This is a genomic window from Paracidovorax valerianellae, from assembly GCF_900102625.1.
Classification (GTDB): Bacteria; Pseudomonadota; Gammaproteobacteria; order Burkholderiales; family Burkholderiaceae_C; genus Paracidovorax; species Paracidovorax valerianellae.
Genome location: NZ_FMZC01000002.1, coordinates 152421 through 177931, shown reverse-complemented (window position 1 = coordinate 177931; position 25511 = coordinate 152421). Strand labels below are relative to the sequence as shown.

Sequence of the window (25511 nt, the reverse complement as noted above, 5' to 3'; positions counted from 1 at the left end):
ATGGAGAAGTCGCATGCTGAGCTCTGCAGTGACCATGGCGTTCCCAGCGCGGTCGTTATCGATGAGGTGTTTTCCTTGCATACGACTCCCTGGCCGCGTCACGGTCAGGATCTAATCCGAACGTCCAATAAGGCGCCAATCGTCCTGCGGCTTCAATGAATGGAAGTGGGTTTTGCGGCCTGGCCTACCCAAGCCCGGTAGCCGCAGCGGCTGGAGCGTGAGCAATCGAGCCTGCGCCCGTTGGAGTGCATCAATAGCGATCCTTTCGTGCATTTCGGACACGTTGCACGCTGGGCACCCAGGTTGATCCAGTCGATAAAAGCGTGCTCTTCCGACAGTGCCGACAGCTCAAGGGCATACTCGCTCGGTGCCTCCCCATTTGCCAGGATCACGACCAGATGTTTGGCCCGGGTGAGGCCGACGTAGAGTAATCGGCGTTCTTCTTCGTTTTCGTTGGCGAGCTTTGGCAAGACCAAGTCCAGCAACGGCTCCGGTGCGCGTTCGTCCGGGAACCCTCGAAAGCCAGAGTCGAATCCGACCAACACCACGAAATCGGCCTCCAGGCCCTTGGACCCATGCAGGCTCATGGCCTGCACATCCAGCTTGCCGTCGTACCTGGATTTCAGTGCCTTGATCGCTTCCTCCGATTCCAGCCCCTGCGGCGCCGTTGTTTCGGCCGTCGTGCGGGTGAGGATCTGCACAGACGGAATCGTGATGCCCAGGGCTCGGCCGGTGTCGATCAGGCTTGCAAGCTGCGTCTCCAGTGCTGGCATCCGATGCTCCGCGCCTGGCTTGTGAAGAACGACACGCACGCACTGGGTCAGCCGGTCCGGCCGGGCATGCACGGGCTTGTCGAACTGGTTGGCATTCTTCAGCACCAGTTCGCGGGCCAGCGTCGCGATCCCGCTGGAACAGCGGAAAGTGCGTGACAGCATCAACTGGCGCTCATGGCGTCCGAAGTGGGCGCCGATGTTCTTGAAGATGCTGACGTCGGATCCGGAGAACCGATTGATGGTCTGCCAGTCATCGCCCACGCAGAACACGATCGACTCGTGGGGGGCCTGGTCAAGGACGGACTTCACAAGGTCTGCCCGCAGACGTGCGATGTCCTGGAACTCGTCCACCAAGAGAAACCGATATGGTGTTTTGACGCGGCCATCGCGTAGCGCAGCCACCGCCTCGCGCAGCATGTCGGCGTAGTCGATCTTGCCTGCCTCCCTCAACGCTTTTTGGTAAGCATGGAAGACCGTAAAAGCCACCTTCAAGAACAGGCCTGCGCGCCACGAGTTGGGCTGCTGCTTTGCTTCGTCGAAGACCTGTGCTTCCGTGAGCCCCGAATCCTTGAACCGCAGCACGAAGTCCATGATGAGCTTCTCGCGTTCTTCTATGGGCCCGAAGCTGGCGATCGCCCGCCGGTACACGTCTTGGGAGGGCGGACCCACCAGGATGCCGGCACCCTTGAGCGACTGCTCCAGATGGGCCCACAGCGTGCCATCGCGCAACTGGGCTGAGGTAGTCTCGAAGAAAACGACGGGATTCTTGGTGCGTTGGCTGCTGGCTACTCGCTTCTTGAACATCGCTCTCTTACTGCGGGCTTGCGCTTCGTACTGGGCGCCCCCCATCCATGCAGGTGCTCGCCCATCAGCATCCAATCCGAAATGCTCGTGCATGATACGTACCTCGCGTTGCGTACCATCGTGCAGGCGGTCAGTCCGGCGATAGGTGAAATCTGGCTTGTAGGGGCGCTGCTTCTTCGATGTTTCCGAGACTCCGAGTCCAAGCAGCTTTGCGCCGTCCCAATCAGGCAGTTCATACGAGAATGGAATGCCCCGCAGAACCAGCCAGTTCACGATGCTGCGCTCTTCCAGGGAGCGCACCGGGATCGCCGGGTCCAGGGTCGGAATGGTGGGTACGTAGCTTTCCTTTCCCTCTTCTCTCTTCGCTTTGATGCGCTGCCGACAGCATTCCTCGTAGCGCCGGGCGCATTCTTCCAGATCGCCGGTCACGCCGAAGGGGCTGGGGTCTTCGAAGGGTGCGAACAAGAGCCAGTCGGCGAGTGCCTGCTGGAAGGCGAGATCCTTGTCCTTCAATCCTGCAATGACGGTGCGCAAGAAACGTCCTTCCTCTCCTGCATCCTCCTTGAGTACGCGCGGCCGGATGCCTTCTCCATTGGCCTCAACCAGCACAGACAGACCAAAAGAATGGAAGGTTCTCGACGCCACTGTCACCTTGCGCCCAATGGCCTTCGAGAGCTTCTGGGACAGCCGCTTTTCCAGGCTTTCGGCAGCCTTCGCGTTGTAGGCCAGTGCGATGATCTCGTGGTCCTTGAACATACCGGATTTGAGCGCGAAGCCGATCTTGCCGACGATGCATGAACTCTTGCCTGAACCTGCCGCGGCAACGACCAGGGTTGCATCTTCAAACACCAGCGCAGCTTTGACCTGCTCTTCGGTCAGCGGGCTGCTTTCGACCTGGTTGAAGTAGTCGGCTTCCAACTGGGCTTGATAGCCAATGTACCGCTCGTTGTGATCCTGGCGGTACGCATCAGGGTCGATAACGGGTTTGGCTAGGCCATCGAATTCTTCTTTCAATGCCCTTGCACGAACCCTGTCGCCGGGTTCCAGCAATGGATGTCTATGCAGCGCATTGAGGTGCGGCGCCATCTTCTGGACCATCACTGAATACTTGTCGACAATCCGCTCCGCCTGAGAATGTCGAACGTAACGGCCCGATCGATATGCTTCGTCCAGGTCGTACCGAAGAGGGACCAGCTTTTGATGCGCCGAATCTAGCATCTGCACCAGCTTCAGCTGGACACGCTGCAAGATCGACTGCCGTGTGGAAGCCCCTGAGTTGCTGCGCAGGACGAGGGTGAAATCCCGTTGTTGCTGATTTTCTTGATAAGTCAGCAAGAGGTACGAGCGGTCCAACCACCTTGGTAGGAACCACGACGGCGCCTTCTCTTGCACCGAGGTCAGTTGCCAATACCCGATGCATGTTCCGTCGAACGTCACCGTCTGAGCGGAGAGCTCTAGAGCGAGTGGCTTGCGAAAGCAGAACCACACGTCAAGCCATGACTCTTTGACGGTCACGGTTGGCATGGCGACCGTTCCGTTCATCGTTTTTGTGGTTTCCAAACGCATCCCCCGTGGCCGTAAATTTTAAGCGACGCCTTCCGCTGGTGACGCGTGGCAGGCTCGACAACTGTGATGGCGCTCCACATTTTTGGTGGTGCTTGTTGTCTGAAGTGGGGGCCCATTCCTCTCCATTCGTCTTTCCCTGATGTACTCATTCGTTGGCACATGCGTGCCTAGAAAAGGATGTGAGTGAGTTCATTCGCTGATTCATTCATTTGATAACAACAAGGGAATTGCTGTGAGGAATTTGATCAAGCTGGTGGTGGCAGCCGCCGTTGCGCTGTGTCCAGTCATCGCGATTGCGGGTGTGCAAGGGGGACAGACTAGTACGATGAGTCTGCAGTCGCCCAACTCCATTGACCTGATGGAAATCTGTGCCAACGTTCCCATTCCCGAAGGCTGGGTGGTGACGTCGATTCGCGCCGGCTGTGGATCCGGCAATGGCTTGTATGAAATACGCAGGGTGGATCCGGCCCGCGGCACGATGAACATGTGCGGCCTGACGGCGGTGCCACGGGGATGGGCGGTGACCTACGTCCAGGGCGGCTGCATCGCTGGCGTTCCCAACTACCAGATCCGGTATGCAGCGCCGAACAGCATCAGTTTCTCCATGTGCAACGTTCCCGCCTCCAGCGTTCCGCCGGGATGGGTCGTCACCTCCGTCGCGAAAGGGTGTGGGTTACCGGGATACGCCTATTGGGAAATCCGCGAGGCTCGCCCTGAACTGGGCACCATGGAGGTTTGCAACGTGGCACCGGTACCGTCTGGTTGGGTGATCCTGGCGCAAAGAACCGGATGCATCGCGCCCAACGCGTTACTGACGATCAAATACATGCCGTGATGGCCGTGGAAGTGGAAGGTCCAGGGCAGGGCCTTCCACTTCCATCCCGCAGTTGGCGCCTCTGCGTTGCAGTACGCACGGTTTGAAGTGTTGTAGCAGTTTGTTGCAATGTGGCAGGAGCCTCAGACAACTATGCAGTCCGCTCATGCGTTGATGGGGAATCACGCACCCTGTTAACCCTTGCGGATCGCTACATGAAAATCTTCAAGTCACTCCTCTGCGCCGCCGTGTGCGTGTCCGCTGCCTTCGCTGCCAACGCCCAGGTCCACCGCTGCACGGATGCAGCAGGCAAGACCGCCTACGCGGATGTTCCCTGCGCTGCAAACCAAACGGGCGAGCTGCTGGAACGTCCTAAAAGTGCCGACGAAATCACGCGGGAGCGCGCGCAGGCGGCAGGGGCCCTGGAGCGAAAACACCAGGATCGGGTGGCAGAGCGCGATGAACAGGAGTTTCAGCGGCGCCAGCGTGCAGAGGCATCGTCGGTCGCTCAGAACGGGACCTCTGTGTCCCCGGCCGACACCCCGGCCTGCCGCAGCGCACAGAAGGAACTGGAGTTCGTATCGAGTATCCGGACGCTCTCCCAGGACGAGAAACGCATGCGGACCAATGCGGCTATTGCGCAAGTCAATGCCAGTTGCGGTAGCAACACCCCGCTGATGCAGGAACCCCCGAAGATCATCACCACCCCGGTCCCGACGATCGCCAGTTGCGACGCAGGCTTTTGCTACGACACGGCAGGCGCGATCTATCGCAAATCCGGTCCGGACGTCCTCACCGGTCCCACCGGGCGAACCTGCAGCCGCGCCGGGACCGGATGGAACTGCCAATGACCTGAGCCCTGCTGGAGCGGCGGCTACCTGGTGCAGCGCATGCGGTATCCATCACCCTGTGGCGGTGCTCGTCCTGATGCCTGCCGTTCGGCCGGTCGCATTCGGCCAGTCCATCCAGACTGGTGTTAGGTTGCGATCTGGCCTCTCAAGCCGTGGTGACGGGCTTCACCGGTGAGGCGATGCCGTCCCCTACCATTGGCCAATGACCAGCTTCTCTTTGCCGTACGGTGCGCAGCTTGACCTCGATCAGATGCTGGCGCGCTCGGAACAGTTGCACGAGCACATCTTCAAGCTCCTGGGTGAGCAGGGCTTCCATGGTGCTCCACGCTCGCAGGTTGCGACGGGCATGTGCTTCGTGGCTTTGGAACATGCAGAGGGACTTCGCGCCCTCATGGAACTAGCGCTCGCCACTTCGGCGGTAGCCCTCATGCGGCTTCAGTTCGAAGCGCTGACGCGGGCGGCGTGGCTCCTCTACGCCGCACCCGATTCAGCGATCGAAAAGCTGCTGGCACCGCTCACCGTCGAGAGCGAGAAGGCCGCGAAGAACCTGCCCAGCGTCAGCGAAATGATGGAGGACATGCGAAAGAGCATGGGGAGCCCAGGTGAAGGGATCTCTGTGGGTGCCTATCAAATGCTCGCGCACTTCAAAGACATGACCTGGTCGGCCATGAACTCGTTCGTTCACGGCGGGCTGCATCCGCTGCGCCGCGTCGAGGAAGGATTTCCATTGCCATTGGCTTTGCAGATCCTGCGCAATTCGAACGGTCTGGTCACCATGACCGGAATGCTGCTGGCGGTCCTGACCGGCGATTCACTGATCGCCAGTGCGATGTCCCGGATCCAGCCCGACTTCGCCGACTGTCTGCCGGATCTAAAAAAGTGATGCCAATGTGCCTGATACCGTGGTGGACAGAGGAGTCGACACATCACAGCGTGGCCAGGAAGAAGATGCCGCCAATCCCCGTGACGCGCTTCATGATTCATGACCGCTCCGCTGATCCGATGGTGGGCTGGTCGGGCAGCGGTTCATAGCCATCGCCGCGGCCGCTCAGCCAGCGCAGTCTACGCTTGCCGGCCTCGGCCAAGTACGCCGCGGCGGCCAGCAGCAGCGGATGCCGCAGATCCGCATCCGTCATCGTCCGCGGGCGGCCATCCACCTCGATGTTCAGAAAATGCGCCTGATCGGCCTCGTCGTCGTAGCTGCGCGCCAGCAGCCGATCGCGGCCGTCGCTGAAGCGGTAGAGGGTGTAGGCGTAGTAGTAGTAGCCGTCCGCCTCGCCGGGTTCGCTTTCGTCCACGTGGTGGGTGATGTCGACGTGCATCCTGGGTGGTTCCGCTAGCTCTCCGGCACGGACTGCCGGACATCCTCGTCCTGGATCCAGGCCTTGATGGCGACCGTGACCCGCTGGCGGGTATCGACATCCGCCTTACGAACCAGATACGGCGACCGATTGCCCACCACCCCCGGCGCGGTCGACTGCACGCGCTCGGCGAGCTGCGCGATGACATCACGCCCGAGCGCGCGGAATTGCGCAACTTCCTGGGCCGTCAGCACCATAGTCCACACGTAACCGACCGCGCCATGGCTGCAGTCGACGTCGAGCAGCAGCGTGTCGCCGTCGCGCAGCAGGAACCACGCGTGCGGTTCGTGATCCACTACCTGCATGGCGTACCCCTGCACCGCCCGAGGACGCCGCCTTGCGCGCCGTCGCACCACGTTGCCTGCATGACGGGATAGCGTATGCCGATTAGGTCGACGGCTTGTTCTTGCTGTAGACGATCTTCTTGCTTCCTGCCTGGCAAGTGCCTATGACCTTGCTGCGTTCATTGATATCGGCGTTGTCGACGATCTCCAGCGTGTAGTCCTTGACGCCAAGGTGATCGAGTTTGGCGGTAAGTTCGAACTTCAATTCATCGCAACTTCTGCCGGCTGCCAGCGTTGGCAAGGAAACGAGGGCGAGCAACACGAAGGCGAGAGTGGATTTCATGATGGTACCGATGGTCGAGGAGAGGAGTGGGGACTTGGGTATGGAAGGTTGGGCGCGTCCGAGGTCTGGTCGCGAGGCCGTCCTGGTCGCCTGGCGGTTGCCGCCTGATCAGGCCGATTCGGCGTTGAACGAGTGTAGCAAGTCGGGCGTGGGGACAAGGGTGCCAGCAGCACCCTGATTGATCGGTTGGCGCTTGGCGATGCGCCACGCGTAGGCGAGAGCGCACACGCGGAATGCTTGCATGTGCGCAGTCTAGCGATCGACCCAGACGCCCGAGTCGTACATCAGCCGCATTGTGTAGTTGAGCTGCAGCGTCTGATTGGCGCCGCACACGATCTCCGTATCCTTGTCCGATGTTCCCGGTCGCGAGGCCAGGATTGACGAGCCCGACCTGAGCAGGTCGAACAAATTCTACTGGTAGCCACCGTTCCATCGGCGACTTCCTACCCCAGCAGGTGACGGAAGTTGAGAATCGTGGTCTCGTCCGGCACATCGTCCAAACCGCCGATCTTGGCGAAACGGCGCATGGACACCATGTCGTACAACGCTTCGTCCGCCGACGGATCGCTCGGTGCATACCACTGCTGCAGAAAGTGGATGCGTAGCATCGTCTCCAGCGGGTACGGCTACCGGCCCGGCTGCCCCGACGTTAGATAGTGCTGCGCGATCAGGGACAGCAGATCCTTCCACGGCACCAGATGATCCATCTCCGACAAAAACACCTCGCGCTGTGCCCGCTTGCCGTTGTAGTCCGCATCGCCAAAGCTCAGCTGCATCGAGATCGTCCGCTCGGGTCGTTGATCCATTGTTGCAACATCAGATGCAGTTGTTCAGACCTTCCTTAAAGATACTTCTCAAAACTTCCGGCGGTGATATCCGTGGCCACGCCCAAGTGCGATGGCCCGAATTCAGCCCGATTTCGCTGACTGTCTGCTCGAGCTGCAGGAACGTCGTCACGGAGCCTGATGGCGCGCACTGGCGGTCCTCGCTTACATTTCGCAATAGGGCTCGGCAGGCATAGGGTAACTGTCTAGTCGATGCAAGCATATTGGAGCATGCTAGCTTTGAAGTTCCTGATTCCTTCGGAAACTTTGCGCATCGATTGGGCGGTCTCCGTAGCAACGCTTCGCATCTGCGGGCTTAAGTGACCGGGAGGACGCGGACACATCCGGTGAATTCCATTTCTGCTCTTTTGATGCGCCCATGAACGCAGCTCTTGTGCATGTCGGCTGGCTTGCGGTTGCCATGCTGTCTACAGTGGTCAATGTGGGGGCAAAAGCACCCATGGCGCTCGATCCCACCCATTGCCAGGCGCCAGAGGCGGACCTGCCGCTTCCGGCGGGCTGGGAACCGTACCGCAAAGCTGTCCGTTCCTGCCCGCTGGTGCAGGTCGGTGCCGGGAACTCGGAGTCCAAGGCCGCCAAGGTGCGCGTGCTGGCTGTGTTCACCGACGCCTACTACCGGGGCCTGCCGCCCGATGCACCCTGGGAGCACTTTCCGCTGCCTCTATTGGTGGATGACAGCGGCCGCTGCGTCGGCAAGCTGTCCCACCTGTTTCCAGCAGACCCGCCCGAGGAACTTGACTTGGTTCCGGGCCACTGGCGCGATGGCGTGCCGCAGGAGATCCAGCTGAAGGTGCGCTCACCAGCCATGGGCGGCGATTACCACCTGCCCACACTGCGGTTGGATCCCAAGACCCACCTGTACCGACCGGCCTATGCACAGCCAGCAACGTCCTCGGACCAAGACAAGACCCCTGTCCCTAGAGCGTGTTCTGAACTTTGAGCGCCGCAATAATAGTGATACTAGAGTGCGGTGATGCCCTGCAAGGCGATGCCGCGTTCGGCGCTGGTTTGGAAGTTGGAGCCACAGACGTGCAAGCTTGGCGCTCAAACGGCACGCCAACTGTAGGCTTGGCCGGCCGGCTTTTGAAGGATAGGCGGTGACGCGATGAAGCTAAACAAGGCTTGGTGGGAGCATCTGGCGCCTAAGTCGATGATTCGAAGGCGGCGCGAGGTTGAGCAACTGATTGAAGACTTCGTGCGGTCTTCCGACTACGGGCGGGAATGGGCGCGGGTGGCTGCGAATCCCCACGGCGTGTTTAGGCTCAAGCCAGGCCAAGTGATACCCGTGGTGCGCATGATTTTCATGGGCGACCGTCCGGGGTTCATCTCTCCGTTCAGGAAGCTCATGGATGGGCACAGAACGGTGGACCGCAAGCCAGAGTACGGTCTCGGCGCCCTGGGCGAAGGCGAGTTAGCTATCCAGCCTACGATTTCGGTGGAAGTCGTTACTGACCCCGCGTACTTGGCTGCGGCCATGCGCGGAGCTACGCAGATTGACGAAAGCACCATCAGGAGCCCTAGCCTTGTATTTTCGGTGCCCGCGCACTTCCTGCTATCGCCCAAGCACTACCCCGAACGCGCATACGTCCTCTACCAGCACATCTTCGGCGCTGGTGCGTCTTACCCCGACGACGGGTCATTTTATGTGGGTGTGTCCACCCGCAGCTGGCAAAAGCGCTGGTCCGAGCACCGTCGCGCGATTGAGACGGGCAGTCCATTGCTTTTCCATCGCCGATTTCGCGAAGAGCAAGAGGGTGGGCGTCTCACGTACGTGCACCACAAGGTGATGGCTATCACCGACGATGTGGAGCAGCTCTACGAGGCGGAAGAGTTCCTAGTGGAAGGACATTGGGATGACGAACGCCGGCTCAACATGGTGCCGGGCGGAAAGAGCGGCCTGCGCTACCTGCGCGAAAACGGATTGCTTTCGAAAGGCGTCGTTCCTCTGCCCGATGATCGCTACAAGATTCTGCACAAGTGGCTGAATGACCATCCACGCTTGGGATTACCGGCACCATGGGTCGCCGAAAAGTGGAAGGACAATGACTGGGCGATAGCGCAGATTTGCGGGCGGGACGGGCGCTTATCTGTGGTCCAAGTCAAGGCAATACGCGAACTCGCCAAAAACCACACGCCCGAGGAAATTTACGTGCGCATCGGGGCGAAAGATGTGGACCAAGTGAAACGAGTCTTGGATGGAAAAACCTACGCACGAATAGCCTGATCTCCCAAGCGCTGTACCAAGCCACCACGGTTCGCGTTGGCGTAACCGTGACCGTAATGCTGCTGGCAGTCCTGACCGGCGATTCGCTGATCGCCAGCGCGATGTCCCGGATCCAGCCTGAGTTCGCCGCTGTTTCCCGGATCTTCGGTGGCGTGTCAAACAGCTGCGCCATGATGTGGTTAGTTGACTGCATACCGTGAACGCCTGTCAGACCGCGACCATCTGAGTGCCCCTCCGCAGGAACCCGGGGCTGTTCAGCCATTCGAAGGAGCGAAAATGAAGACGTCAGACAAGTCTTCTGCGGAATACGTCGAAGCGGACCTCATCAATGAGGCCTGCGGTATCCGGCCGCTGCTTGGCCGCTTCCTCAAACACCCGAAACTCCTTACGGGTTCCTCCTTCGCTGATGATCTCCGCGATGATCTTGATAGCTCGTTCCTCATTGTTATTTTCTAGCCACTGCATCAGGGCTTCGATGAGAACCTCGCGGTCCATTCCTCGACGCATCGAGTTCTCAAGCCATCGATGGATGTTGACCAAGACCCCGGGCTTCGGATTCAGAGCCTTATCAAGGGCGGCCATATCGACCGCATCACCAGGCAAAAAGAATCTGCGATTCGGCATCGCTCGCATACGCGGCTCAAGATATCGACGCTTGAAATCAACCCATCCGTTCTTATCGCACGCGTCCGAAAGGATGACGATATCTCCTTCAGAAAGGTGCTGTAGGAATGGACGCAAATTATCTAATTGTTCAGGTGCTGCGAGTCGCTGCGTTCCATTTGAAAATACGGTCGCCGTGATCGCGAAGTGCTTCAGCAATACACCAGGATCATGTGCTCCAGTGATGGCATCCAACACCAAGGCAAGCGCCTCAGGACCAACAGAGAGGAGAGCTACCTGAACCATTTCAGGAGTGGTCTGAAACTTTGTCCATCTAGCGCTCAGCATTGCGACACGCCGCTTCGTTTCTACGCACATCAACGCATTCGCGGTGTCATGAATAAGGTCGTCGGGGTCTCCATCCGACTTCGCTGCCAGTTGGTCAAGCACGGACTCCAGCACTTCTGTCAGCGGGCTCGACCAGATGTGGATTCCGGTCCGAAGCCAACCTTTCGGGTCACCCTTGATTTTGAGGAGTACCTGCGGGGTGACTGAATAGTCGCGCCGCCGCGCCCTGGCCCGAAGAGCGCGGTCAAAGAGAAGGCTCCCTTCCGGAATCTGCTTCATGGCCTGTAGATCGGTAGGCGAGGCGGACCTATCCCAAAAAGAGAATGCCTGCTTACGGACGTCATCAGCCTCGTTCTCGGAGAGGGCGATCTCCAGAAGCCGGTGCTTCGAATCCGACGACATTTGTCTGACAGGCCTGCTGGACTTCGGTTCCCAGTCCGACAGCAGGCCGCTCGTGAATATGGCGAAGGAATGCGCCGCTGCATAGCGTGCCAAATGCTCCACCGCGATGGGGTGATCGACCGTTCGCAGCATGTAAGTGATGGGCCATCTCAGCCTTTCGGAGGACTGCGCTCTATCGACGAAGTACTGGACGGTTTGCCGGGGCGGGTAATGCCTGAACTCCCAGGCCAGCCCGTCGGACGCCAAGTAATCGACGGGCTGGCCGATCGTTGACTCTGGGTCTTCGGGAAGGCTCTCCCAGGCGGTAAGAATCGGGTCAAGGGTTGCTGCTGCCGCATCACCGCAACACCGTGCGGCCGCGAACAGATAGGAGCGGAGGTCCCGCTCTTTCTTGTTGTCCTTGTCCCAGCAGACTCGAATGGCGAGAGCCAACTTACTGTCGCCAACGTAGCCAGCCAGACGAAGGGCCCCCGTCCTCATGCCGTCATGCGTGAACAGGTCCAAGTCAGCGCGCTGCAAGATCTTGCTGACCTCATCGACTAGGTGGTCGCCATACGTCCTTTTCACCAGCGACAACAAGCTTTGCTTGCCTGCCACTGTCATGCCCAGCTCAAACCGTGAGAGGAAGGCCAGGCCGGAGCGGAGATTGCCGTTCCTGAACGCAGCTGCCCACAGCGGATCCCACCATAGAGAGTCATCTCGAGGAAACTGCTCAGCTAGGAGCAGAACTTGGCGGGATGTGGTCTCGGCGAGAACGGCGGCCACCGCGTATCGTCGACTGGCCATCGTCACATCGGCTGTTTCGGGCCGGACTAGCCAGGACATAAGCGCCTCCGCTGCAATGTCGGCGTAGGCCAGGTTCTGTTCCGACGCGAGCCTCAATGCGTGGGCAGCCACTGTTGGACTTGCGACCGTCAGGTCGAGCAAAGCCTTCGCCGGTAGCCTTGCCTCTACCGCGGCTCCTGCCGCCATCTCAGCGAAGAAAGGATCAGCGACGTACTCAGGTGCCTGAGCTTCACTGAGGACTTCGGTCATTGAGCCGCTGGCCAGGGCGTGCAAGACGCGGTCATGCCTAAACGCGATGGTTTCATCCCTTCCGGAGCTGGACAGCCGAATGATGCTTCCTTCAAGAGCGACGTTTCTCAGCGTGTCTAGCACCTCCTTGTCATGAATCCAGGATCGGACCTCGCCCCAAGATGGGGACAGGTTTCGCTGCTGCAGCCCGGACCGTAGCAGGGCGTGGACAGCTTCAAGCATTTCGGAAGGCGTGCGATGACGCGCACTCGCGACCAGGCGAAGGCGCTTAGCAATATAGGACTGGATGACGTCCGCGGCCACGACGTCAGACTGGATGTCATGCAGCCCAATCAGCAAGGGATCGCACCCCAACCTTGAGGCGATGTAATCCGCGCGCCCTTCGTCCATCGTCACCCCCAGCAACGTCGCGCGCGTGGAGATGGCTCTAACTGCCTCGGCCTGGCTGAACTTGTCGATCCGGAGGATTTCCACACCTTCAGCCAAGCCCTTCTGTTCTTCGATCGCATTCAGATGTCGTGGCCAGATGGGGCATACAGCGCGCCAACCCCGGACGTTGGCAGATCCCCCAGACATTGCCTTGGTCCATGAGAGGATCTTGTTTAATAGACGCTCCGGGCTAGACGAGCGATTGATGTCTTCGAAGAGGACCATTAGGGGCGCATCGCCAGTGCACAGAGCCACGGCTCTCTCGCCTGCTGCCGATTCAAGGCCGGGGTGTTGGCGCCTGAGTTCCTTCTCGAGCGCGGCTTCCAAAGTTGGCTCAACTTCGACGAACTCTGATGGGATAGCGATCGCCGGCAACCCGGCTTCGATGTGTGAGTTCAGAGCCACCGCGCACGCCGTTGTCTTACCCATCCCTGAGTCGCCGACCACCAGCAAGTCGCTCAGTCCGAGGGCGAATTCGTCGCGATGGACTGCGTCCGGCAGCGACAAATATGGGAAGTGATCTCGAATGCTGCGCTTGCCCATCTCCAGCAAAAGCTCACGTGACAGCAGTTCGATCTCCGACCCGAGGTGAGACCTGCGGATGAGCTGTCCAGTCGGGTCGGTGTCTAGGAAGTGCGCTATCCGAGAGACAGACCAGACATCAAGCTCAACGTTGGCGACCAATGCCATCTGCTCGGCCGCAGTACGCAATTCAAGGGAGACCTCGATGTTGCTCGTCAAGGCGTAGGTCACGCCGAGGCCTGGTGTCGTCGTGCGCAATTTCTCGATTTCTTCGATGCCCTTGATCAAGTCCCCTGCGGGCTTTGTCGGCTTGCCGCCGGGCCTTCTGACCTTCACTGTTGATGGATCGTGAAGCCACTTTCCGCTCAGGTCGTTCTGCTCTGTGGTGTGCGCAGCACACACAAGCCGCGACTGACCGTTCGGCAGGTTCAACCAGCCAACGTTGTCGAACGGCGCTCTCACCGTCTTCCCGCCAGGCTGCACCCCGGGATGGGCCATGTTCCCGTAAACGTAAGGATTCGCGGCCCGCAGAACTGCCGCGGCAAGGCGCTCAAATGCTGAGGGGTCGCTCATCTCCGCAAGTCGGCGGATGGTCTCAGTGCTTGAGGTCATGTCGGTCCAAGTTCCCTCCGGGGCTGCCGCCTCGTACTTTTGTTGGGGCTGGAGACTTCGACTTTCGTGACTCTGACCGAAACCTCCCGTGGCATCTAGCTTAGCAATGCCTGCTGGTGCTCAGCGCGACTATCCCTCAACCGGTGTTTGCGACGCTCCGTATCGTCCCTATCAGAGGTATTTCTTGAAACTTCCGGCAGCAATATCCACCGCCACCCCGAGCATCACCGCGCTGGGCAACAGGATCGCCACCGGATGCACGCTGACCGGCAAGGCCAGGTAGGTCACCCATGGCAGCACCGCCAGCGGCACCAGGCTGGCCCGCGCCCGGTGGTAGAGGAATCCCGATTCGCGTCCCGCACCGAAGCGCCGGATGTCGCGACGCACCAGCCCGTCCACCATCCCCACGAACGCGGCCAGGGCAAAGAGAGGCAGGGTCAGGCACAGCACCAGCAGCCGAACCAGGAACACCAACACGGTGTAGGCTGCCGCGATGAGGTAGCCCTCGGCGTGCGTGGATACCGTCGCCAGCACCCGACGGAAGCTCCACGCGGAGCTGGATGCTCCCGCGCGTGCCTGGCGCGACGCATCCTGTATCCACTCCAGTAGCCCGCTGCGCACGAACGCCCATTCGTAGGCGTGCTCCACCCACTGGTGCGCCGTGCGCCCCGGCTCCTGCACCAGTGCGCTGCGCACGAAGTATTCAGACAGCTGGTCCAGCTCATGGCCGAGCATGGCCTGGGCGTGGTGCCAGCCCTGGTCCGGCCAGAACACCGCCATGCCGATGCATTCGACCACGATGCACAGGAACAGCGAAACGCACAGCACGCCGAAGCAGCGAAACGGCAGGGTGATGAGACCGAGGATCAGTCCCTGTTGCCGCACCTGCTGGCGCTGCGCGGTGGCGGCGACGTCGCTCATGGCGCGTTTGTTCCGGCGTTGTCACCGTCGGCAGTCTCCGGTGCAAACCCCGCGAGCAGGTCGTCAGGCAGTGCTGCATTCTGCGATGCCGGCGCGCCCTGGCCATCCCACCACGCGCCCGACTCGACGTAATGTTGCAGCATGTGGCCCGCCAGTTCCTGCAGGTCACGGGGCATCACCTCATCGGGATCGGGCGCGGGCAGGGGCATGCGCACCTTCCAGAGGTTGCCGCCCTCCATCAGTGCGAAGGCCTGGCCCTTGGGCAGCGCCACCACGTGCGCAGGCTCGATCAGCGGCACGCTCGTGCTGGCAATGCGATCCTGCGTATTGGACGTGAATGCGGTGCTCCCCGTGGGGTCGGAACTGTCGGTGGCGCCGCTGGTGACGGACGTGGCGAACACCTCCACCTTGGGCAACTGCCGGGTCAGCAGTTCGGCCGTGGCGGTCTCGCGCACGCGCAGCATGATGAGGTTGTTGAAATTGCCCACCACCTGGCCGGCCTTGGCGCGGTTGCCGATGCGCGCCTCGATGTCGGAGAGCGTCTGCGTGTAGGCCGTGACCTGGATGCCGGCGCCGCCGCCCTTGTTGACCATCGGGATGAACTCGTCGCCCATCAGCTCGTTGAACTCATCTGCATGCACGTTGATCGGGGTCTTGGTGTTCGCGGATGCGCCCGGCAGTCCATCGTCCACGCCGAACTTGTACAGGTGCCCGGCGACCGACACCAAGTCCGAGAACATCGAATTGCCCACCGCGGCGGCGACTTCGGCATCGGACAGCGCATCCAGGCCCACGTAGACCACCGCGCGTTTGCGGATGATCTGCATCCAGTCGAAGATCGGCCGCGGGTCGGACAGGTCCCCATAGTTCGGCGCCAGCAGCTGCGCGATCTTGCCGGTGGTGAGCTTCTCCAGCAGCGGCAAGAGCGACGCGACGATCTTGTCGAAGTACGTGCGGTCGTAGCGCACGGCGCTGCGCAGTCCGTCGAGCACGGGGTCGTAGACCCGCACCTGCGAGAGGTACTGCTCAATCGCGATGACGCGCTTCTCGCGCCCGATCATGTTGCGCGGGATGTTCTTGTCGTTGAGCCGGGCTTCGAGCTGGACGATGATCTCCCAGGCCTTGGGTTCGGTCTTGGCGAAGAACTGCGCCGCGTACTCCATGAACAGCGCATCGATGTTGATGACGTGGCGCTGGATCAGCAAGTAGTCCGGGCGCTGGCCCAGTTCCACGAGCGCGCGGGCAATGATGTTCACGAACCGCCATGCAAATTCCCTGAAAGCCGCGCTGTTGCCTTCGCCGGAGAGCTGTCCCGCGATGCGGGTCGCCACCTCGGAAATGCGGCCAAAACGCCCGATGGCGTTGTAGCGAGCCGAGATGTCCGGCCACCCCAGGTGGAATACATAGAACTCGCCATCGCGTCCGGCACGGCGCGCTTCAACGTACATCCTCTTGAGCAGGTCCGCGTCGCCTTTGGGGTCGAACACGATCACCACCTCGTGCTCGCCCGTGCTGCTGCGCCTGCGGATGTCCTGGGTGATGAACAGCTCGGCCAGCCGCGTCTTGCCCACACGCGTGGTGCCGAGCACGAGTGTGTGGCCGACCCGCTCGCCCAGCGGCAGCGTGACGTCGACCTCCTGCGGCTCGATGCCGTGCAGGCGCGGCAGGCCGCCCACCGGCGGCAAAAGCCGGGCCGGATTGAGCGGGTGGTCCCAGCCCGTGAGCCGGGCCAGGCGTGGCCATGGTGGCGGTGCGAATTCCAGCCGCGCCTCGCAGCGCCGGGCGAGCTGGTACATCCGCGTAGGCTCCACATAGCGCCGGAACTCCGGCCGGTAGGTCTGCATGAGGCGGTGGGTGTGGCGCTGGTCCCAGCGGAAGCCTCGACCGAGGAACAGGCGCTGCTGGCTGACAGGCACCTCTTTGCTGGCCATCACGTACCGAGGCAGGCGGCGGATGTTGCGGCGGTAGCGCAGGATGGCCCATGCCTGCCGAAGTCGCAGGGCGCCGAACGCCAGGAAGGCGAGCGCGCTGGCAAGACCGAGGAGGGGGTTCAGCGCCAGCGACCACGGGGCCACCAGGCACACCAGCGCGGCGCCGGCGCAGACCGCCACGGTGTATAGCTCCACCGCCGGGCGCAGCAACACCTCCACCGCGTGCGCCTGGGCCATGTCACTGCTCGATGCCCGTGGCCGTGACGAGCACCGGGTAATGGCTCAGGGCCAGCCGCTGGGCCAGGTCGTCCCCGGATGCAGGCGAGAGCGCCACGCCCGGTGCCAGCCGTCGCAGCGCGTCCAGCGCCTGCGGCGACGCCACGTTCACGACCAGCCCGGTGGCGTGCAGTTCTCGCAAGCGAACGAGCCGCTGCTGCAGCCATTCGCGCGAGCGCGCATCGTCGCCGATAACGAAGAACGGCGTCAGTCCCGATGCCAGAAGCGGTCGGCGCTCGACCACTCCTGGCGTAAGCAAACCCGAGCGCACCGGCAGCATGGCGGCTTCTCCGCGAGGACCGGTGGTGGCGCCGGGCAATGGCAGGCGTTGGGGCGCATCCGCTGGCGCCGAAGAGCGCGCCGGCAGGCCCAGGTCATCGTAGTAGGGCTGTGCGGGAACCCCGCCGTGGTCCTCCACCACGATCAGCGCAGGGCGCGGCGTGGGCAGACTGGCCGGCGCCGACGCGGCCCGGATCGCGCAGGGCAGCGTGCTCAGTGTGGCCAGCGCGAGCAGGCCGCTGGCAGCGTGGAATCGATGCATGTTCATGGCGAGGGACCTCGAGGGCCGTTCAATGCGGCGAGTGCTTGGGGGCTGCCCAGCACCCGGACCAGATGGCGGTGCACGCTGCCGCGGTAGCGCATGGCGGGCGCACCGCCGGCGGGCCGGTGGTAGCGGCCGATCGCCAGCAGCCAGTCTTCGCCGGGCGTGTGCTGCTCGCGCAGGATCTCGGCCGCGATCGCGAGATTGCGGTAGGGATCGAGCAGGGCACAGGGTTGCGCGACCCGCTGGCCGTGGTAGCCGACATTGACCTGGCCCAGCCCGACGTCGATCCGCTGTGCCGGTGTCTGGCGCAACGCCTGGCGCAGCCCAAGGCACGCGTCGGCGCGCGTGGCATAGCGCTGCGAGGCTCCGGCCACATTGAGCGTCCACGGCCATGGCACCTGCCGGCCTCGCAGCCGCGTTCCGCTTTCTTGCAAGGCCACGGCGTACAGCACGGGCGAGGGCACGCCTGCCTGGGCCGCGGCGAGCTGATAGGCCGGCGGCGGCAGTTCCTGCGACCGTGCTTGGGTGGTGCCGCACGCACCCAGCGCGAATGCCAGAGCCAGCCAGGAAGGGGGGCGTCGGCCCATCATTGCCGCTGCCATTGGCCGCCGACCTCACGCACCACCGCTGGCAGATCGCCCGGCAGGCCGAGCGACAGCCAGCGGCCGCCGTCGTGGTTGAGCGTGATGGTGCGTGCGCGCACCCGTGCCGGATCGATACCTGCCTGGGTGGCCCAGCGGCGGATGCGCTCGTCGTCGCCTCGGCTGCCGACCACATACAGGTCGAAGGCCGTACCTGCCGCCTGCAGTTGCAGCGCCCGCTGGTTGCAGGGCGCGCAACCGTCCTTGACGAACACCGCGATGCGGCCGGGCTCCGCGGCGCCGGGCATGCCGTCTTTGCTGGTGTCCGCCTGCACACCCTGCACGCCTTGCAGGTTCACGCGCTCCTGCCCGGGATGCAGGCGTTGCCAGGCCGCGTCGTAGGCGCGCTGGTAGCTCAGGGTCTTCTCCACGCGGCGGGCCTCGGCCTGTACCTGCAGCTCGGCATAGCGGCGGCGTTCCTCGTCGGAGCGGGCCTCGATGCCCAGCGCGGTGAGCGGATCGAGACCCGGCGAGTAGGTGCCCAGCGGCCCCTGCATCAGCGCCCGGTAGCGCGACCACTCTTCGGCGCGCAGGTTCCACTCGCGCGCCTGGCGTTCCTCATCGCGCGCTTGGTCCAGCGGGCGGGACTCGCTCTGGCGGATGCGGGACTCGGCGCTGCCCGGTGCCTGGGCCAGCGCCTGGGCATTCGCCGCCAGGGCCAAGGCCAGGCCCGCGATCACGAGGGCAGGGCGAGGATCGTCCATGTTGCGCTTACCGTGCGTGCACCGGCACGCGGCGCGTCTGGGCGCGCACCGTGAACAGCGCGGCGCCCGGCTCGATCCCGTCCAGCCGCCAGTCTCCTTCCTGGTCGCCAGCACGCAGCAGCCGGATCTGCGCGGGCGAGGAAGCACCCGGCGGTGCGATGGCGAGGAAGGGCACCCCGGCCCGCAGTTCCGTGCCGAGCACCGCGAAGGGTGGCGGCGCCGGCGTGGCATCTCGTGCTGCACCACTTGCGGATGCACGTGTCGGTCGGGCGGCGGCCTGGCGCTCGGCCAACTGCTTTTGCAGGGTGTCGATGCGTGCCGTCAGTGCGGTCACGTCGTCCGCGCGGGCCATGCTGGCCTGTGCCTGCTCGATGCGGGCGATGCGTTCCCCGGTAGCCTGCTTCTCCGCCGAGAACGCCGATTCGGTGACTGGTGCAGGCTGGCGCCGGGCTTCGTCGAGGGCCCCGCGCAGTTGCGCCACGCTGCTTGCCAGGCTCTGCATCTCTGCGTCCCGGTTGGCATTGCGCGTTTCCTGCGCCAGACGGGCAAGCCGCACGGTGTTGGTCACCGTGGCGACGCCCAAGAGGAGCACGGCGGCCCCGACCGCCACCCAGGGCCAGCGCATGCGGGCGCGCCCGCTCGGCGGATGGGAAATCATGGGCGCTCTCTGTGGTGTTCGGTGGCGAGGTCCGCCCGAGGCGGCAACGTGCAGGTGCTGCCAGTGCCCTCGGCGGACGCTTCGGAGGCAAGGTGGAAGCACACTTGTCGGGATACGTCATCGACGTAGAGTCCCCAAGCGCTGCCAGCCATGGTCAGCAGTGCATCGCGCAACGTAAGTGGTCCCAGGTGCATGTGCGCGGCGGGCAGCGGCTGGGCATACAGCTCCGATCTCGCTGCGCCGTCTGTGCACAAACGGTATCCCGAGTGCCGCAGCAGATACTGCAAGCCTTCGCCGACGGTGGTCTGGGGCGATGGCGGGAGCGTGATGTCGACGACCTGCAGGAGCAGGTCGCGTTGGGCGGTCTCGGGCACCAGTTCCACCAGCGTATAGCGGCTCTGGCGAACTACTGGGATAGCGCGGGGGAGCGTCGTATCGGTCGCAGGCATTGGGGCCAATGTAGGCGCCGCTTTATCCTCCGTTGCGGTGACGGTGGCGCAACCGCCCAGCATGGCCAGAGTGAGTGCGCCAGCAATGGCCATGGCATGACTGCGGTCGAATTCGGACAGAGAGATCGCCTGCATTTGGAACATCTCGAACAACTGGGTTGTCGTGACGATCCATCTGATCGGCGCTCGCGTCAGTCATCAATCCGAAGTCCGCACCTGCGCTTTGATTGTGCTGCCTTCTCCAAGCCTGCGAGTTTCAAAAGCTGCGCGAGCAGCTCAGCGTGGGGTGGATCGGCGCAAGGCGATCACGCGAAACTGGCTCTGATTGCCATAGCGCGCGCCTTTCTTCTCTAGCTCGGCGCATAACCTATCGTCGCCGCAGGGCACGAGATTGGCGCGCGCAACACGATCCAGATAGTCGATTTCTGCCCGGCGCTGCGCCGCTTCCGCGATGACCGCCTTCGTGCTGTACGCAGCGTAGCCTGCGACGATCACACTCAGGACACCCGACAGCAGCAGGGCAATCGATGCGATCCACATGCGCCGCGTTGTCGTTGTCTCCAGGGAGTGCTGTGCGTGTGCGTAACGCTGGGTCGCCTGCTGGACCGTCTGCTCCGCAGTTGCCATCGTCTTGTTGAATCGCTCGGCCGCCGGTTCCAGCGTTTGCGTCAGCGCCTGTTGGCTCAATTGCGTCAGCCGGGGAAGTGCGTTTTCCACCACGCCAGTGACGCGCTGATCGGCGTGTTTGACGGCAATCTGCAGAAGCTGCAGCTGCTCCCGGACCAGATCTTCCAAGGCGTGCTCGCGCTGCTGCAGCGTCCCGATCACCGCCGCCATGGCGTGGATCGATTCTTTTAGCATGCGTTCCGACCCGTTGGCATCGGGTAGTGCGGAGGTGTTCTGCATGTCCATAGTGTTCTCTCGATGATCCAACTTGCTGCACGTGTTCCGGCTATCCACCACCACCGCCGCCGCCCCCACCACCGCCATCTCCGCCACCACCACCGTCACCCTGCGGACCTTGCATCGCCGGTCCGTTGGCGAACTGCGGCAGTGTCATCACCATCACCGGGCCACGGCTGGTCTGCACCTCTGTCGAGACGTCCATGTTCAGTGCCTGGCGCGTACTTGCCTGCTCCTGGGCTTCCTGCATCGCCTGGGCATCCAGAAATTCATGCCCTTGTTTGGCAAGGGCCTGGCTGTAGGGACTGTTGGCGACCCGTTTCAAGGCCTGTTCGATCGCCAGTTCGTTCTTGCAGTCGATGGCGTACAGCAACTCGTCCACATCCGGATCGCCGGTGATGTTTTTACGTTGGGGCTGAGGCCGCTCTTCCTGCTCGCCAGCAGCAAGAGACTGTGGCGCGGCGTCTGCCGGCGGGGCGCGTGGTGGTCTCAGTCCAGAGGGGCCATCCGGATCGTACCCATCACGCAATTCCAACTCAGTAAACGGCCGCTCACCACGGTCCACGCGGGCCTGCCGCGCTTCTGCGACGCGGTTTTCCGTTTCGAGATCCTGTTCGAGTTGGATGCGCAGCTCACGCATGGAGCGCTCTATTTCCTCCCAGGAGTTCGGATCGGCGGGCACAGCGGCAGGACGGTCGTGCTCGTCTGCCAGGGACGCGGAAAGCGGCTCGCGCGCATGGGCCGCGCCCTCGGGTGCGTCGGCGGAGCCGCCAGCGGTCGGCATGTCCAGCGATGGCCCTGTCGCTTGCGCGAGGTGCGCGGACACTGGCAACGCTGCCGAGGGATCTGGTGCTTCCAGTGCTTGTGGCGTGCGCGCCTGTTGCTCGTCGCGCTGTTCTGCGGCGACCGGCGTGGTGAGCGATGGCGCGGAAGGCACGGTCGCCGCCTGGGCCAGGTACGCGTCCGCCGGCTGCTCTGGCTGCTGGGCAGGTGCATCTTGCTGCGCATCCGAGGCTTGCGCCGTCATCGGCCGTTGGCCGCCGTGCAGGTCCGCAACCTGCTGCTGGACTTCCTGCGTGTGCTCTTCTTGCGTTTGTCGGCTTTGCGTCCGCTGCTGCGCTACGTCGGATGCATGTGCTTGCGCAGGCTCTGCCAGCTGCTCCTGGCGCCGTTGGGCGACGTCATCCGGGGTATACCGCTGTTCGGGCTGGCGCGGCGATGTGTCTTGTGCGTGGAGCGACGACGGCTCGCGAGAGACGGCTTCCTGTGCCGGCTCCTGCTCGCGTTGTGGAGTCGTTTGGGCGTGCAGCGACTGTTGCTCGGGATGTTGCACAGCCTGCGCTTGAAGGCGTTCCTGCTGGCTCTGCTGGTCGTCCTGGGCCTGGCGTGTTTCCTGCTCGCGCTGCTGCGTCTCCTGGGCCTGCTGCCGCATTTGTTCGCGCTGCTCGGTCTCGTGCGCCTGCTCCTGGACTTGTTCGCGTTCCTGGGCAGCCTGTGTCTGGCGTTCTTGCTGCTCCAGCTGTTGCGACTCTTGCTGGCGAAGCTCCTGCAATGCATGCGCCTGTAGCGCCTGAGCATCCTGTGCCCGGTCTTCGTGCGAGGTCTGCTCCTGCAGCGTGTGCGCGCGTGCCTGCGCCAGCTGCTGGTCTTGCGCTTGCCGGTCCTGCTGCTGCCGTTCCTGACGCTCCTGCGCGGCGCTGGCCGCCTGGCCCCGCGCCTGCACGTCGAGGGCATGCTGGTTGGAGGGGGCGGAAGACGACGTGTCCGCATCTGCGGATCCGTCCGATGAGCGAGGCGCAGAGGCCAGCTGCTGTATCGGCAGGGCCGGGTTCTGCCGCGCCTGTACCTCCTGCAGTGCCTGGCGGATGTCCTCGGTGCTGGTGACTGCTGCAATACGCTCTACGCCATCGGGGCCGCGTTGCAGATGCGCAATCGGGCTATCGGCGCCGAAGCTTCCACCAGGGCCGCGCTGCAACTGCATCGCGCCATCGCCCGCAAGTCCCTCTGCCTCGCGGGTGCGCTGCGTCGCCAGTTCGATCGCTTCACGCCATTGCGGCTGCAACTCGGTGCCGACGATGCGATAGCGGTAGAGCGTCTGCTCGCCCTGTACGTCCTGCGGAGACTGCCGGATGGCGGTAATGGCCTGCGCCTGCTCGGCAAGTGCCGGTTGCAGCATCGCGCGCGTAGCCTCCAGTTCCAGCACGCGGTTGCCATCGGGTGGGGCGCCGTTGCTGGTCCACTGGCCTTCGATGTCACGGAAGTAGCGCTGGCCGTTCGAGGCGGTCAAGGCATCTGGATCGGGCAGCGCCTGCTGCACCGCTGGCGACATCGGCAGGCCATCGGCCGCCCAGCCGCTGCGGTGGTGCGCCAGTTCGTAGCGCGCGGCAATGGCGCCGGGACTGTTGGCGATGTTGCGGGCGATGACGTCCTGCGCCTGCGCGTCCAGTTCGGCTTTGCGGTGCGGCAAGGCGGTTTCCTGCACGTAGCTGCCGCGATCATTGGCGCCAGAGATCTCGGCCTTGACCAGCCGATGCCACTGACCGTCCGCTGCATCGCGTCGCCAGTCGGCGCTGCTCAGGCTGGGGCGGTCAGTGGCATTGGCCGGCTGGCGATACGGATCCTGCGGAGCGGGCGCATCCTTCAAGGCCAACGCGGCAGCGGCGTTGGTGGCCTGGTAATTGAGTTCACGTGCCTTCTCGTAGCTGGCAACGATGGGAGTGGCGGTGGGGTTGTCTACCCCGTCGTTGGTGGTGTCGGCCTTGCCCTCGCGCGCCCAGGCGGTGCCGTTGAACGACCACTGCGTGCCCTCGCGATCGGTCTGGGTGTAGATGGCGCGGTTGTCGAGCAAGGCGGCGGCCTTCTCACCAGCGGCACTCAAGAAATACGCATCGGCCGCGATCAGCACCATCGGCCCGGCGCCCGAGCTCCCCAGCGCGTAGGCAGCGGCGGTACCGCCGGCCCAGCCACCGACATTGCGGCCGGCAAAGTGCTCAAGCTCCGATTGCGCGGCGAGCGGGTTGTCCTGGCCGAGCAAGCGTGTGGCGCGTTGGCCGGTCATCACCGTGTCGGCGGCGGTGGCGAGCAGGCCGGCGGTGCGCAGTGCCTGGCCTGCAGATAGGTCGCCGGCCAGTAGCTCTGCGGTGGCGAAGCCGCGTTGCGAGCGCGGGGCAACTGTGGAATGCGGATCCAACGCGGTGGAGCTGGATGCCATTGGCACCGTGCGTGGGGGCTGCGCTACGGCCGCGTTGCTGGCAAATGCTTGACTGACCTGATCGGCGCCCTGCGCTGAAAGCGTCAGGCGTCCACCTGCCTGCGCCTGCTCGATCGATTCCCCCAACAACTGCCGACCGATTGACGCATCGCCTTTGACTGTCTTGAAGCCCGGTTGATCGATCGCGTGAAGACTGTGGATGAGATTGGGTTCGGACTTGAGTACCGCAGGCCAACGTGCTTCCGGACCCGTCAGCTTGATGGCTTCATCGATCTTCGGCGCATGGGTTTGCTGGTAAGCCGGCAGTTTGTCGAAGAAGCTTTTGTTGAACTGGTTGGCCTGCTCCGCCGTCATTCCGATGGGCGTGTTGGTCAGCAGATCGTTGTTCACCATGGCCACTTTCAACGTGGCGCAAAGCCTGTCCACGTCCTTGGAAATCCTCGTGGCCGCGGCGCGATCTCCGACCAGGGCCGCTTGGCCGTCAGGGCTATCCTGAAGAAAAGTCAGTTCTTGTTTCAGTCCATCGGAATACTGGCCGAGGGGTCCCCCATTGTGAGGAGAGACGTCAAGCTGCAGCGCCAGTTGCTTGTTCGCCGGAAGGTTCAGCAGATTGGCGTCGCCATCCAGATTGAAAAGTCCTAAATTGGAGAGCTTTCTGAGTAGAACGCTGTCGCGGAGCGCCTGCTGCTCAATAAGGTGGTGTCCCTGAAAAACCGGCTTGTCATTCTTGGCCACGGTCCGAAATTCCGAGTTGGCACATCACAGGGAGTGCAAGCCACTAGAAATCGGCGGCGTCCTTCCACCACAGGCCATTGGAGCTAGGTTTCACTCCAATACCTGCGCTCCGTATCGCCTCATACATGGTTCGATCACAGACCACGCTGGAGAGCTTCTCTCCCATCCTGAACACATGGGCATTCCCAATCAATTCCTCCTTGAAAGATAGTTTCGCGCCTCCCGAAAAGGTAATGATCTCCACGTCTTGGTTCGCAGCGTGGTCCCGGGCGATTCGCGTCTGAAATTCAGAGTTGGATTTGTCCAGTGCAAAAATGGTCCGAACCACATCGCACAGATAGTGCTGTGGTCCCTTCGAGCCATCTGGCAATGTGTAATGGCAAGGGACAAATGCGAAGCCCTCGGCGTCCACTGACTCGAAAGCGCGCTTGAGTCGCTCCGAAACCAACCAATAGCCACTGAATCCCCCTTCGAGATCTCGAGGGCGCCTTTTTGAATTGCGCTCGTGAGCCAGAACCGGTGTTTCCGCGAGAGTAGGAAATCCGCCTTCCACTGGCCGAATGATCAGGCGTGGAGGTGTCAGAAGGGCTTCTTCGTTGGAGATTTCAACGTCGGTTCCAGGACCTCCGCCGCGGATGTCCGGATCGAGGAGGTAGAAGCGTCCCTTTTGAGAATTCTGATTGCTATTCATTGGGTCACTTCAACTGATTTTTGTGCCATTC

General features: G+C 62.7%; 22 protein-coding genes and 1 pseudogene. 6 read left to right on the top strand and 17 right to left on the bottom strand.

From position 1 onward, the window contains the following. Positions 1-152: 152 nt before the first annotated feature. On the bottom strand, positions 153-3101 hold the full coding sequence (locus BLT03_RS03510) for a UvrD-helicase domain-containing protein (protein WP_092741031.1): 2949 nt from the start codon (positions 3099-3101) through the stop codon (positions 153-155). 367 nt (positions 3102-3468) lie between these two features. Between BLT03_RS03510 and BLT03_RS03505 the strand changes: the two genes are divergently transcribed. The 3 genes from BLT03_RS03505 to BLT03_RS03495 all read left to right on the top strand — a co-directional run bounded on the left by BLT03_RS03505 (position 3469) and on the right by BLT03_RS03495 (position 5691). Beyond that, positions 3469-3978, top strand: a complete 510-nt coding sequence (locus BLT03_RS03505; protein ID WP_217640133.1) for a hypothetical protein — start codon at positions 3469-3471, stop codon at positions 3976-3978. A 194-nt stretch (positions 3979-4172) separates the two neighbouring features. Further along, positions 4173-4808 carry a DUF4124 domain-containing protein gene (locus BLT03_RS03500; RefSeq protein WP_092740390.1) on the top strand — a complete coding sequence of 212 codons (636 nt, stop codon included), beginning with the start codon at positions 4173-4175 and terminating at the stop codon, positions 4806-4808. Positions 4809-5010: 202 nt separating this feature from the next. Then, positions 5011-5691, top strand: a complete 681-nt coding sequence (locus BLT03_RS03495) for a DUF6988 family protein (RefSeq protein ID WP_092740388.1) — start codon at positions 5011-5013, stop codon at positions 5689-5691. A gap of 97 nt (positions 5692-5788) precedes the next feature. Here BLT03_RS03495 and BLT03_RS03490 read toward each other — a convergent pair whose 3' ends face one another. From BLT03_RS03490 to BLT03_RS03475, 5 genes and pseudogenes are all read right to left on the bottom strand, one after another. Then, positions 5789-6130, bottom strand: coding sequence for a hypothetical protein (locus BLT03_RS03490; protein ID WP_092740386.1), 342 nt, complete (start codon positions 6128-6130; stop codon positions 5789-5791). A 14-nt stretch (positions 6131-6144) separates the two neighbouring features. Continuing rightward, a complete protein-coding gene (locus tag BLT03_RS03485) occupies positions 6145-6474 on the bottom strand; it encodes a hypothetical protein (RefSeq protein ID WP_092741027.1) in 330 nt (109 codons plus the stop codon). A gap of 82 nt (positions 6475-6556) precedes the next feature. Beyond that, the gene (locus BLT03_RS03480) at positions 6557-6796 is read right to left on the bottom strand and encodes a DUF1161 domain-containing protein (RefSeq protein ID WP_092740384.1); all 240 of its coding nucleotides are present in this window, start codon (positions 6794-6796) and stop codon (positions 6557-6559) included. Positions 6797-6904: 108 nt separating this feature from the next. After that, positions 6905-7039 (bottom strand): hypothetical protein, encoded by a 135-nt coding sequence (locus BLT03_RS24995; protein ID WP_281243275.1) that lies wholly within the window; start codon positions 7037-7039, stop codon positions 6905-6907. A 206-nt stretch (positions 7040-7245) separates the two neighbouring features. Next, a pseudogene (locus BLT03_RS03475) lies at positions 7246-7572 on the bottom strand (transposase); the annotation flags it as partial. Positions 7573-7999: 427 nt separating this feature from the next. Between BLT03_RS03475 and BLT03_RS03470 the strand changes: the two are divergent. The 3 genes from BLT03_RS03470 to BLT03_RS24400 all read left to right on the top strand — a co-directional run bounded on the left by BLT03_RS03470 (position 8000) and on the right by BLT03_RS24400 (position 10065). Next, positions 8000-8581 (top strand): hypothetical protein, encoded by a 582-nt coding sequence (locus BLT03_RS03470; protein ID WP_092740382.1) that lies wholly within the window; start codon positions 8000-8002, stop codon positions 8579-8581. A gap of 165 nt (positions 8582-8746) precedes the next feature. Continuing rightward, complete coding sequence (locus BLT03_RS03465; RefSeq protein ID WP_092740380.1) at positions 8747-9865, top strand: hypothetical protein; 1119 nt, start codon at positions 8747-8749, stop codon at positions 9863-9865. A gap of 56 nt (positions 9866-9921) precedes the next feature. Continuing rightward, entirely contained in the window at positions 9922-10065 is a 144-nt protein-coding gene (locus BLT03_RS24400; RefSeq protein ID WP_175537647.1) for a hypothetical protein, read from the top strand. 85 nt (positions 10066-10150) lie between these two features. On the opposite strand, the gene BLT03_RS03460 is transcribed toward BLT03_RS24400, so the two are convergent. The 11 genes from BLT03_RS03460 to BLT03_RS03410 form a co-directional block, all read right to left on the bottom strand. After that, positions 10151-13816, bottom strand: a complete 3666-nt coding sequence (locus BLT03_RS03460) for a hypothetical protein (protein WP_092740378.1) — start codon at positions 13814-13816, stop codon at positions 10151-10153. Between the two features lie 171 nt (positions 13817-13987). Beyond that, positions 13988-14737: a TIGR03747 family integrating conjugative element membrane protein gene (locus BLT03_RS03455; RefSeq protein ID WP_092740376.1), complete on the bottom strand. Its 750-nt coding sequence runs from the start codon at positions 14735-14737 to the stop codon at positions 13988-13990. Next, positions 14734-16905 carry a type IV conjugative transfer system coupling protein TraD gene (gene traD / locus BLT03_RS03450; protein ID WP_092740374.1) on the bottom strand — a complete coding sequence of 724 codons (2172 nt, stop codon included), beginning with the start codon at positions 16903-16905 and terminating at the stop codon, positions 14734-14736. Before traD ends, BLT03_RS03455 begins: the two co-directional genes overlap by 4 nt. 1 nt (position 16906) lies before the next feature. Next, the gene (locus tag BLT03_RS03445) at positions 16907-17491 is read right to left on the bottom strand and encodes an integrating conjugative element protein (protein ID WP_434802327.1); all 585 of its coding nucleotides are present in this window, start codon (positions 17489-17491) and stop codon (positions 16907-16909) included. Beyond that, complete coding sequence (locus BLT03_RS03440; protein ID WP_175537655.1) at positions 17488-18090, bottom strand: lysozyme family protein; 603 nt, start codon at positions 18088-18090, stop codon at positions 17488-17490. The genes BLT03_RS03445 and BLT03_RS03440 overlap by 4 nt, the downstream gene beginning before the upstream one ends. Continuing rightward, positions 18075-18833 carry a TIGR03759 family integrating conjugative element protein gene (locus tag BLT03_RS03435; RefSeq protein WP_092740370.1) on the bottom strand — a complete coding sequence of 253 codons (759 nt, stop codon included), beginning with the start codon at positions 18831-18833 and terminating at the stop codon, positions 18075-18077. The genes BLT03_RS03440 and BLT03_RS03435 overlap by 16 nt, the downstream gene beginning before the upstream one ends. Before the next feature lie 7 nt (positions 18834-18840). Next, positions 18841-19491: a hypothetical protein gene (locus tag BLT03_RS03430; RefSeq protein WP_217640132.1), complete on the bottom strand. Its 651-nt coding sequence runs from the start codon at positions 19489-19491 to the stop codon at positions 18841-18843. Continuing rightward, positions 19488-20084, bottom strand: a complete 597-nt coding sequence (gene pilL2, locus BLT03_RS03425) for a PFGI-1 class ICE element type IV pilus protein PilL2 (protein WP_245711249.1) — start codon at positions 20082-20084, stop codon at positions 19488-19490. Before pilL2 ends, BLT03_RS03430 begins: the two co-directional genes overlap by 4 nt. Positions 20085-20216: 132 nt before the next feature. Further along, positions 20217-20852: a hypothetical protein gene (locus tag BLT03_RS03420; protein WP_217640131.1), complete on the bottom strand. Its 636-nt coding sequence runs from the start codon at positions 20850-20852 to the stop codon at positions 20217-20219. Positions 20853-20892: 40 nt separating this feature from the next. Further along, the gene (locus tag BLT03_RS03415; RefSeq protein WP_217640130.1) at positions 20893-24789 is read right to left on the bottom strand and encodes a coiled-coil domain-containing protein; all 3897 of its coding nucleotides are present in this window, start codon (positions 24787-24789) and stop codon (positions 20893-20895) included. A gap of 43 nt (positions 24790-24832) precedes the next feature. Then, positions 24833-25480 (bottom strand): DUF1629 domain-containing protein, encoded by a 648-nt coding sequence (locus BLT03_RS03410; protein WP_092740366.1) that lies wholly within the window; start codon positions 25478-25480, stop codon positions 24833-24835. Positions 25481-25511: the final 31 nt, after the last annotated feature.

Bases quoted from the DNA above. Each gene is read 5' to 3' on its own strand.
- BLT03_RS03495 (WP_092740388.1), top strand. From the start codon at position 5,011: ATGACCAGCTTCTCTTTGCCGTACGGTGCGCAGCTTGACCTCGATCAG.
- BLT03_RS03490 (WP_092740386.1), bottom strand. From the start codon at position 6,130: ATGCACGTCGACATCACCCACCACGTGGACGAAAGCGAACCCGGCGAG.
- BLT03_RS03465 (WP_092740380.1), top strand. From the start codon at position 8,747: ATGAAGCTAAACAAGGCTTGGTGGGAGCATCTGGCGCCTAAGTCGATG.
- BLT03_RS03505 (WP_217640133.1), top strand. From the start codon at position 3,469: ATGAGTCTGCAGTCGCCCAACTCCATTGACCTGATGGAAATCTGTGCC.
- BLT03_RS03460 (WP_092740378.1), bottom strand. From the start codon at position 13,816: ATGACCTCAAGCACTGAGACCATCCGCCGACTTGCGGAGATGAGCGAC.
- BLT03_RS03420 (WP_217640131.1), bottom strand. From the start codon at position 20,852: ATGGACATGCAGAACACCTCCGCACTACCCGATGCCAACGGGTCGGAA.
- BLT03_RS03510 (WP_092741031.1), bottom strand. From the start codon at position 3,101: ATGCCAACCGTGACCGTCAAAGAGTCATGGCTTGACGTGTGGTTCTGC.
- BLT03_RS24995 (WP_281243275.1), bottom strand. From the start codon at position 7,039: ATGCAAGCATTCCGCGTGTGCGCTCTCGCCTACGCGTGGCGCATCGCC.
- BLT03_RS24400 (WP_175537647.1), top strand. From the start codon at position 9,922: ATGCTGCTGGCAGTCCTGACCGGCGATTCGCTGATCGCCAGCGCGATG.
- BLT03_RS03435 (WP_092740370.1), bottom strand. From the start codon at position 18,833: ATGGACGATCCTCGCCCTGCCCTCGTGATCGCGGGCCTGGCCTTGGCC.
- pilL2 (WP_245711249.1), bottom strand. From the start codon at position 20,084: ATGTTCCAAATGCAGGCGATCTCTCTGTCCGAATTCGACCGCAGTCAT.
- BLT03_RS03455 (WP_092740376.1), bottom strand. From the start codon at position 14,737: ATGAGCGACGTCGCCGCCACCGCGCAGCGCCAGCAGGTGCGGCAACAG.
- BLT03_RS03500 (WP_092740390.1), top strand. From the start codon at position 4,173: ATGAAAATCTTCAAGTCACTCCTCTGCGCCGCCGTGTGCGTGTCCGCT.
- BLT03_RS03485 (WP_092741027.1), bottom strand. From the start codon at position 6,474: ATGCAGGTAGTGGATCACGAACCGCACGCGTGGTTCCTGCTGCGCGAC.
- BLT03_RS03445 (WP_434802327.1), bottom strand. From the start codon at position 17,491: ATGAACATGCATCGATTCCACGCTGCCAGCGGCCTGCTCGCGCTGGCC.
- BLT03_RS03410 (WP_092740366.1), bottom strand. From the start codon at position 25,480: ATGAATAGCAATCAGAATTCTCAAAAGGGACGCTTCTACCTCCTCGAT.
- traD (WP_092740374.1), bottom strand. From the start codon at position 16,905: ATGGCCCAGGCGCACGCGGTGGAGGTGTTGCTGCGCCCGGCGGTGGAG.
- BLT03_RS03430 (WP_217640132.1), bottom strand. From the start codon at position 19,491: ATGATTTCCCATCCGCCGAGCGGGCGCGCCCGCATGCGCTGGCCCTGG.
- BLT03_RS03470 (WP_092740382.1), top strand. From the start codon at position 8,000: ATGAACGCAGCTCTTGTGCATGTCGGCTGGCTTGCGGTTGCCATGCTG.
- BLT03_RS03440 (WP_175537655.1), bottom strand. From the start codon at position 18,090: ATGGCAGCGGCAATGATGGGCCGACGCCCCCCTTCCTGGCTGGCTCTG.
- BLT03_RS03480 (WP_092740384.1), bottom strand. From the start codon at position 6,796: ATGAAATCCACTCTCGCCTTCGTGTTGCTCGCCCTCGTTTCCTTGCCA.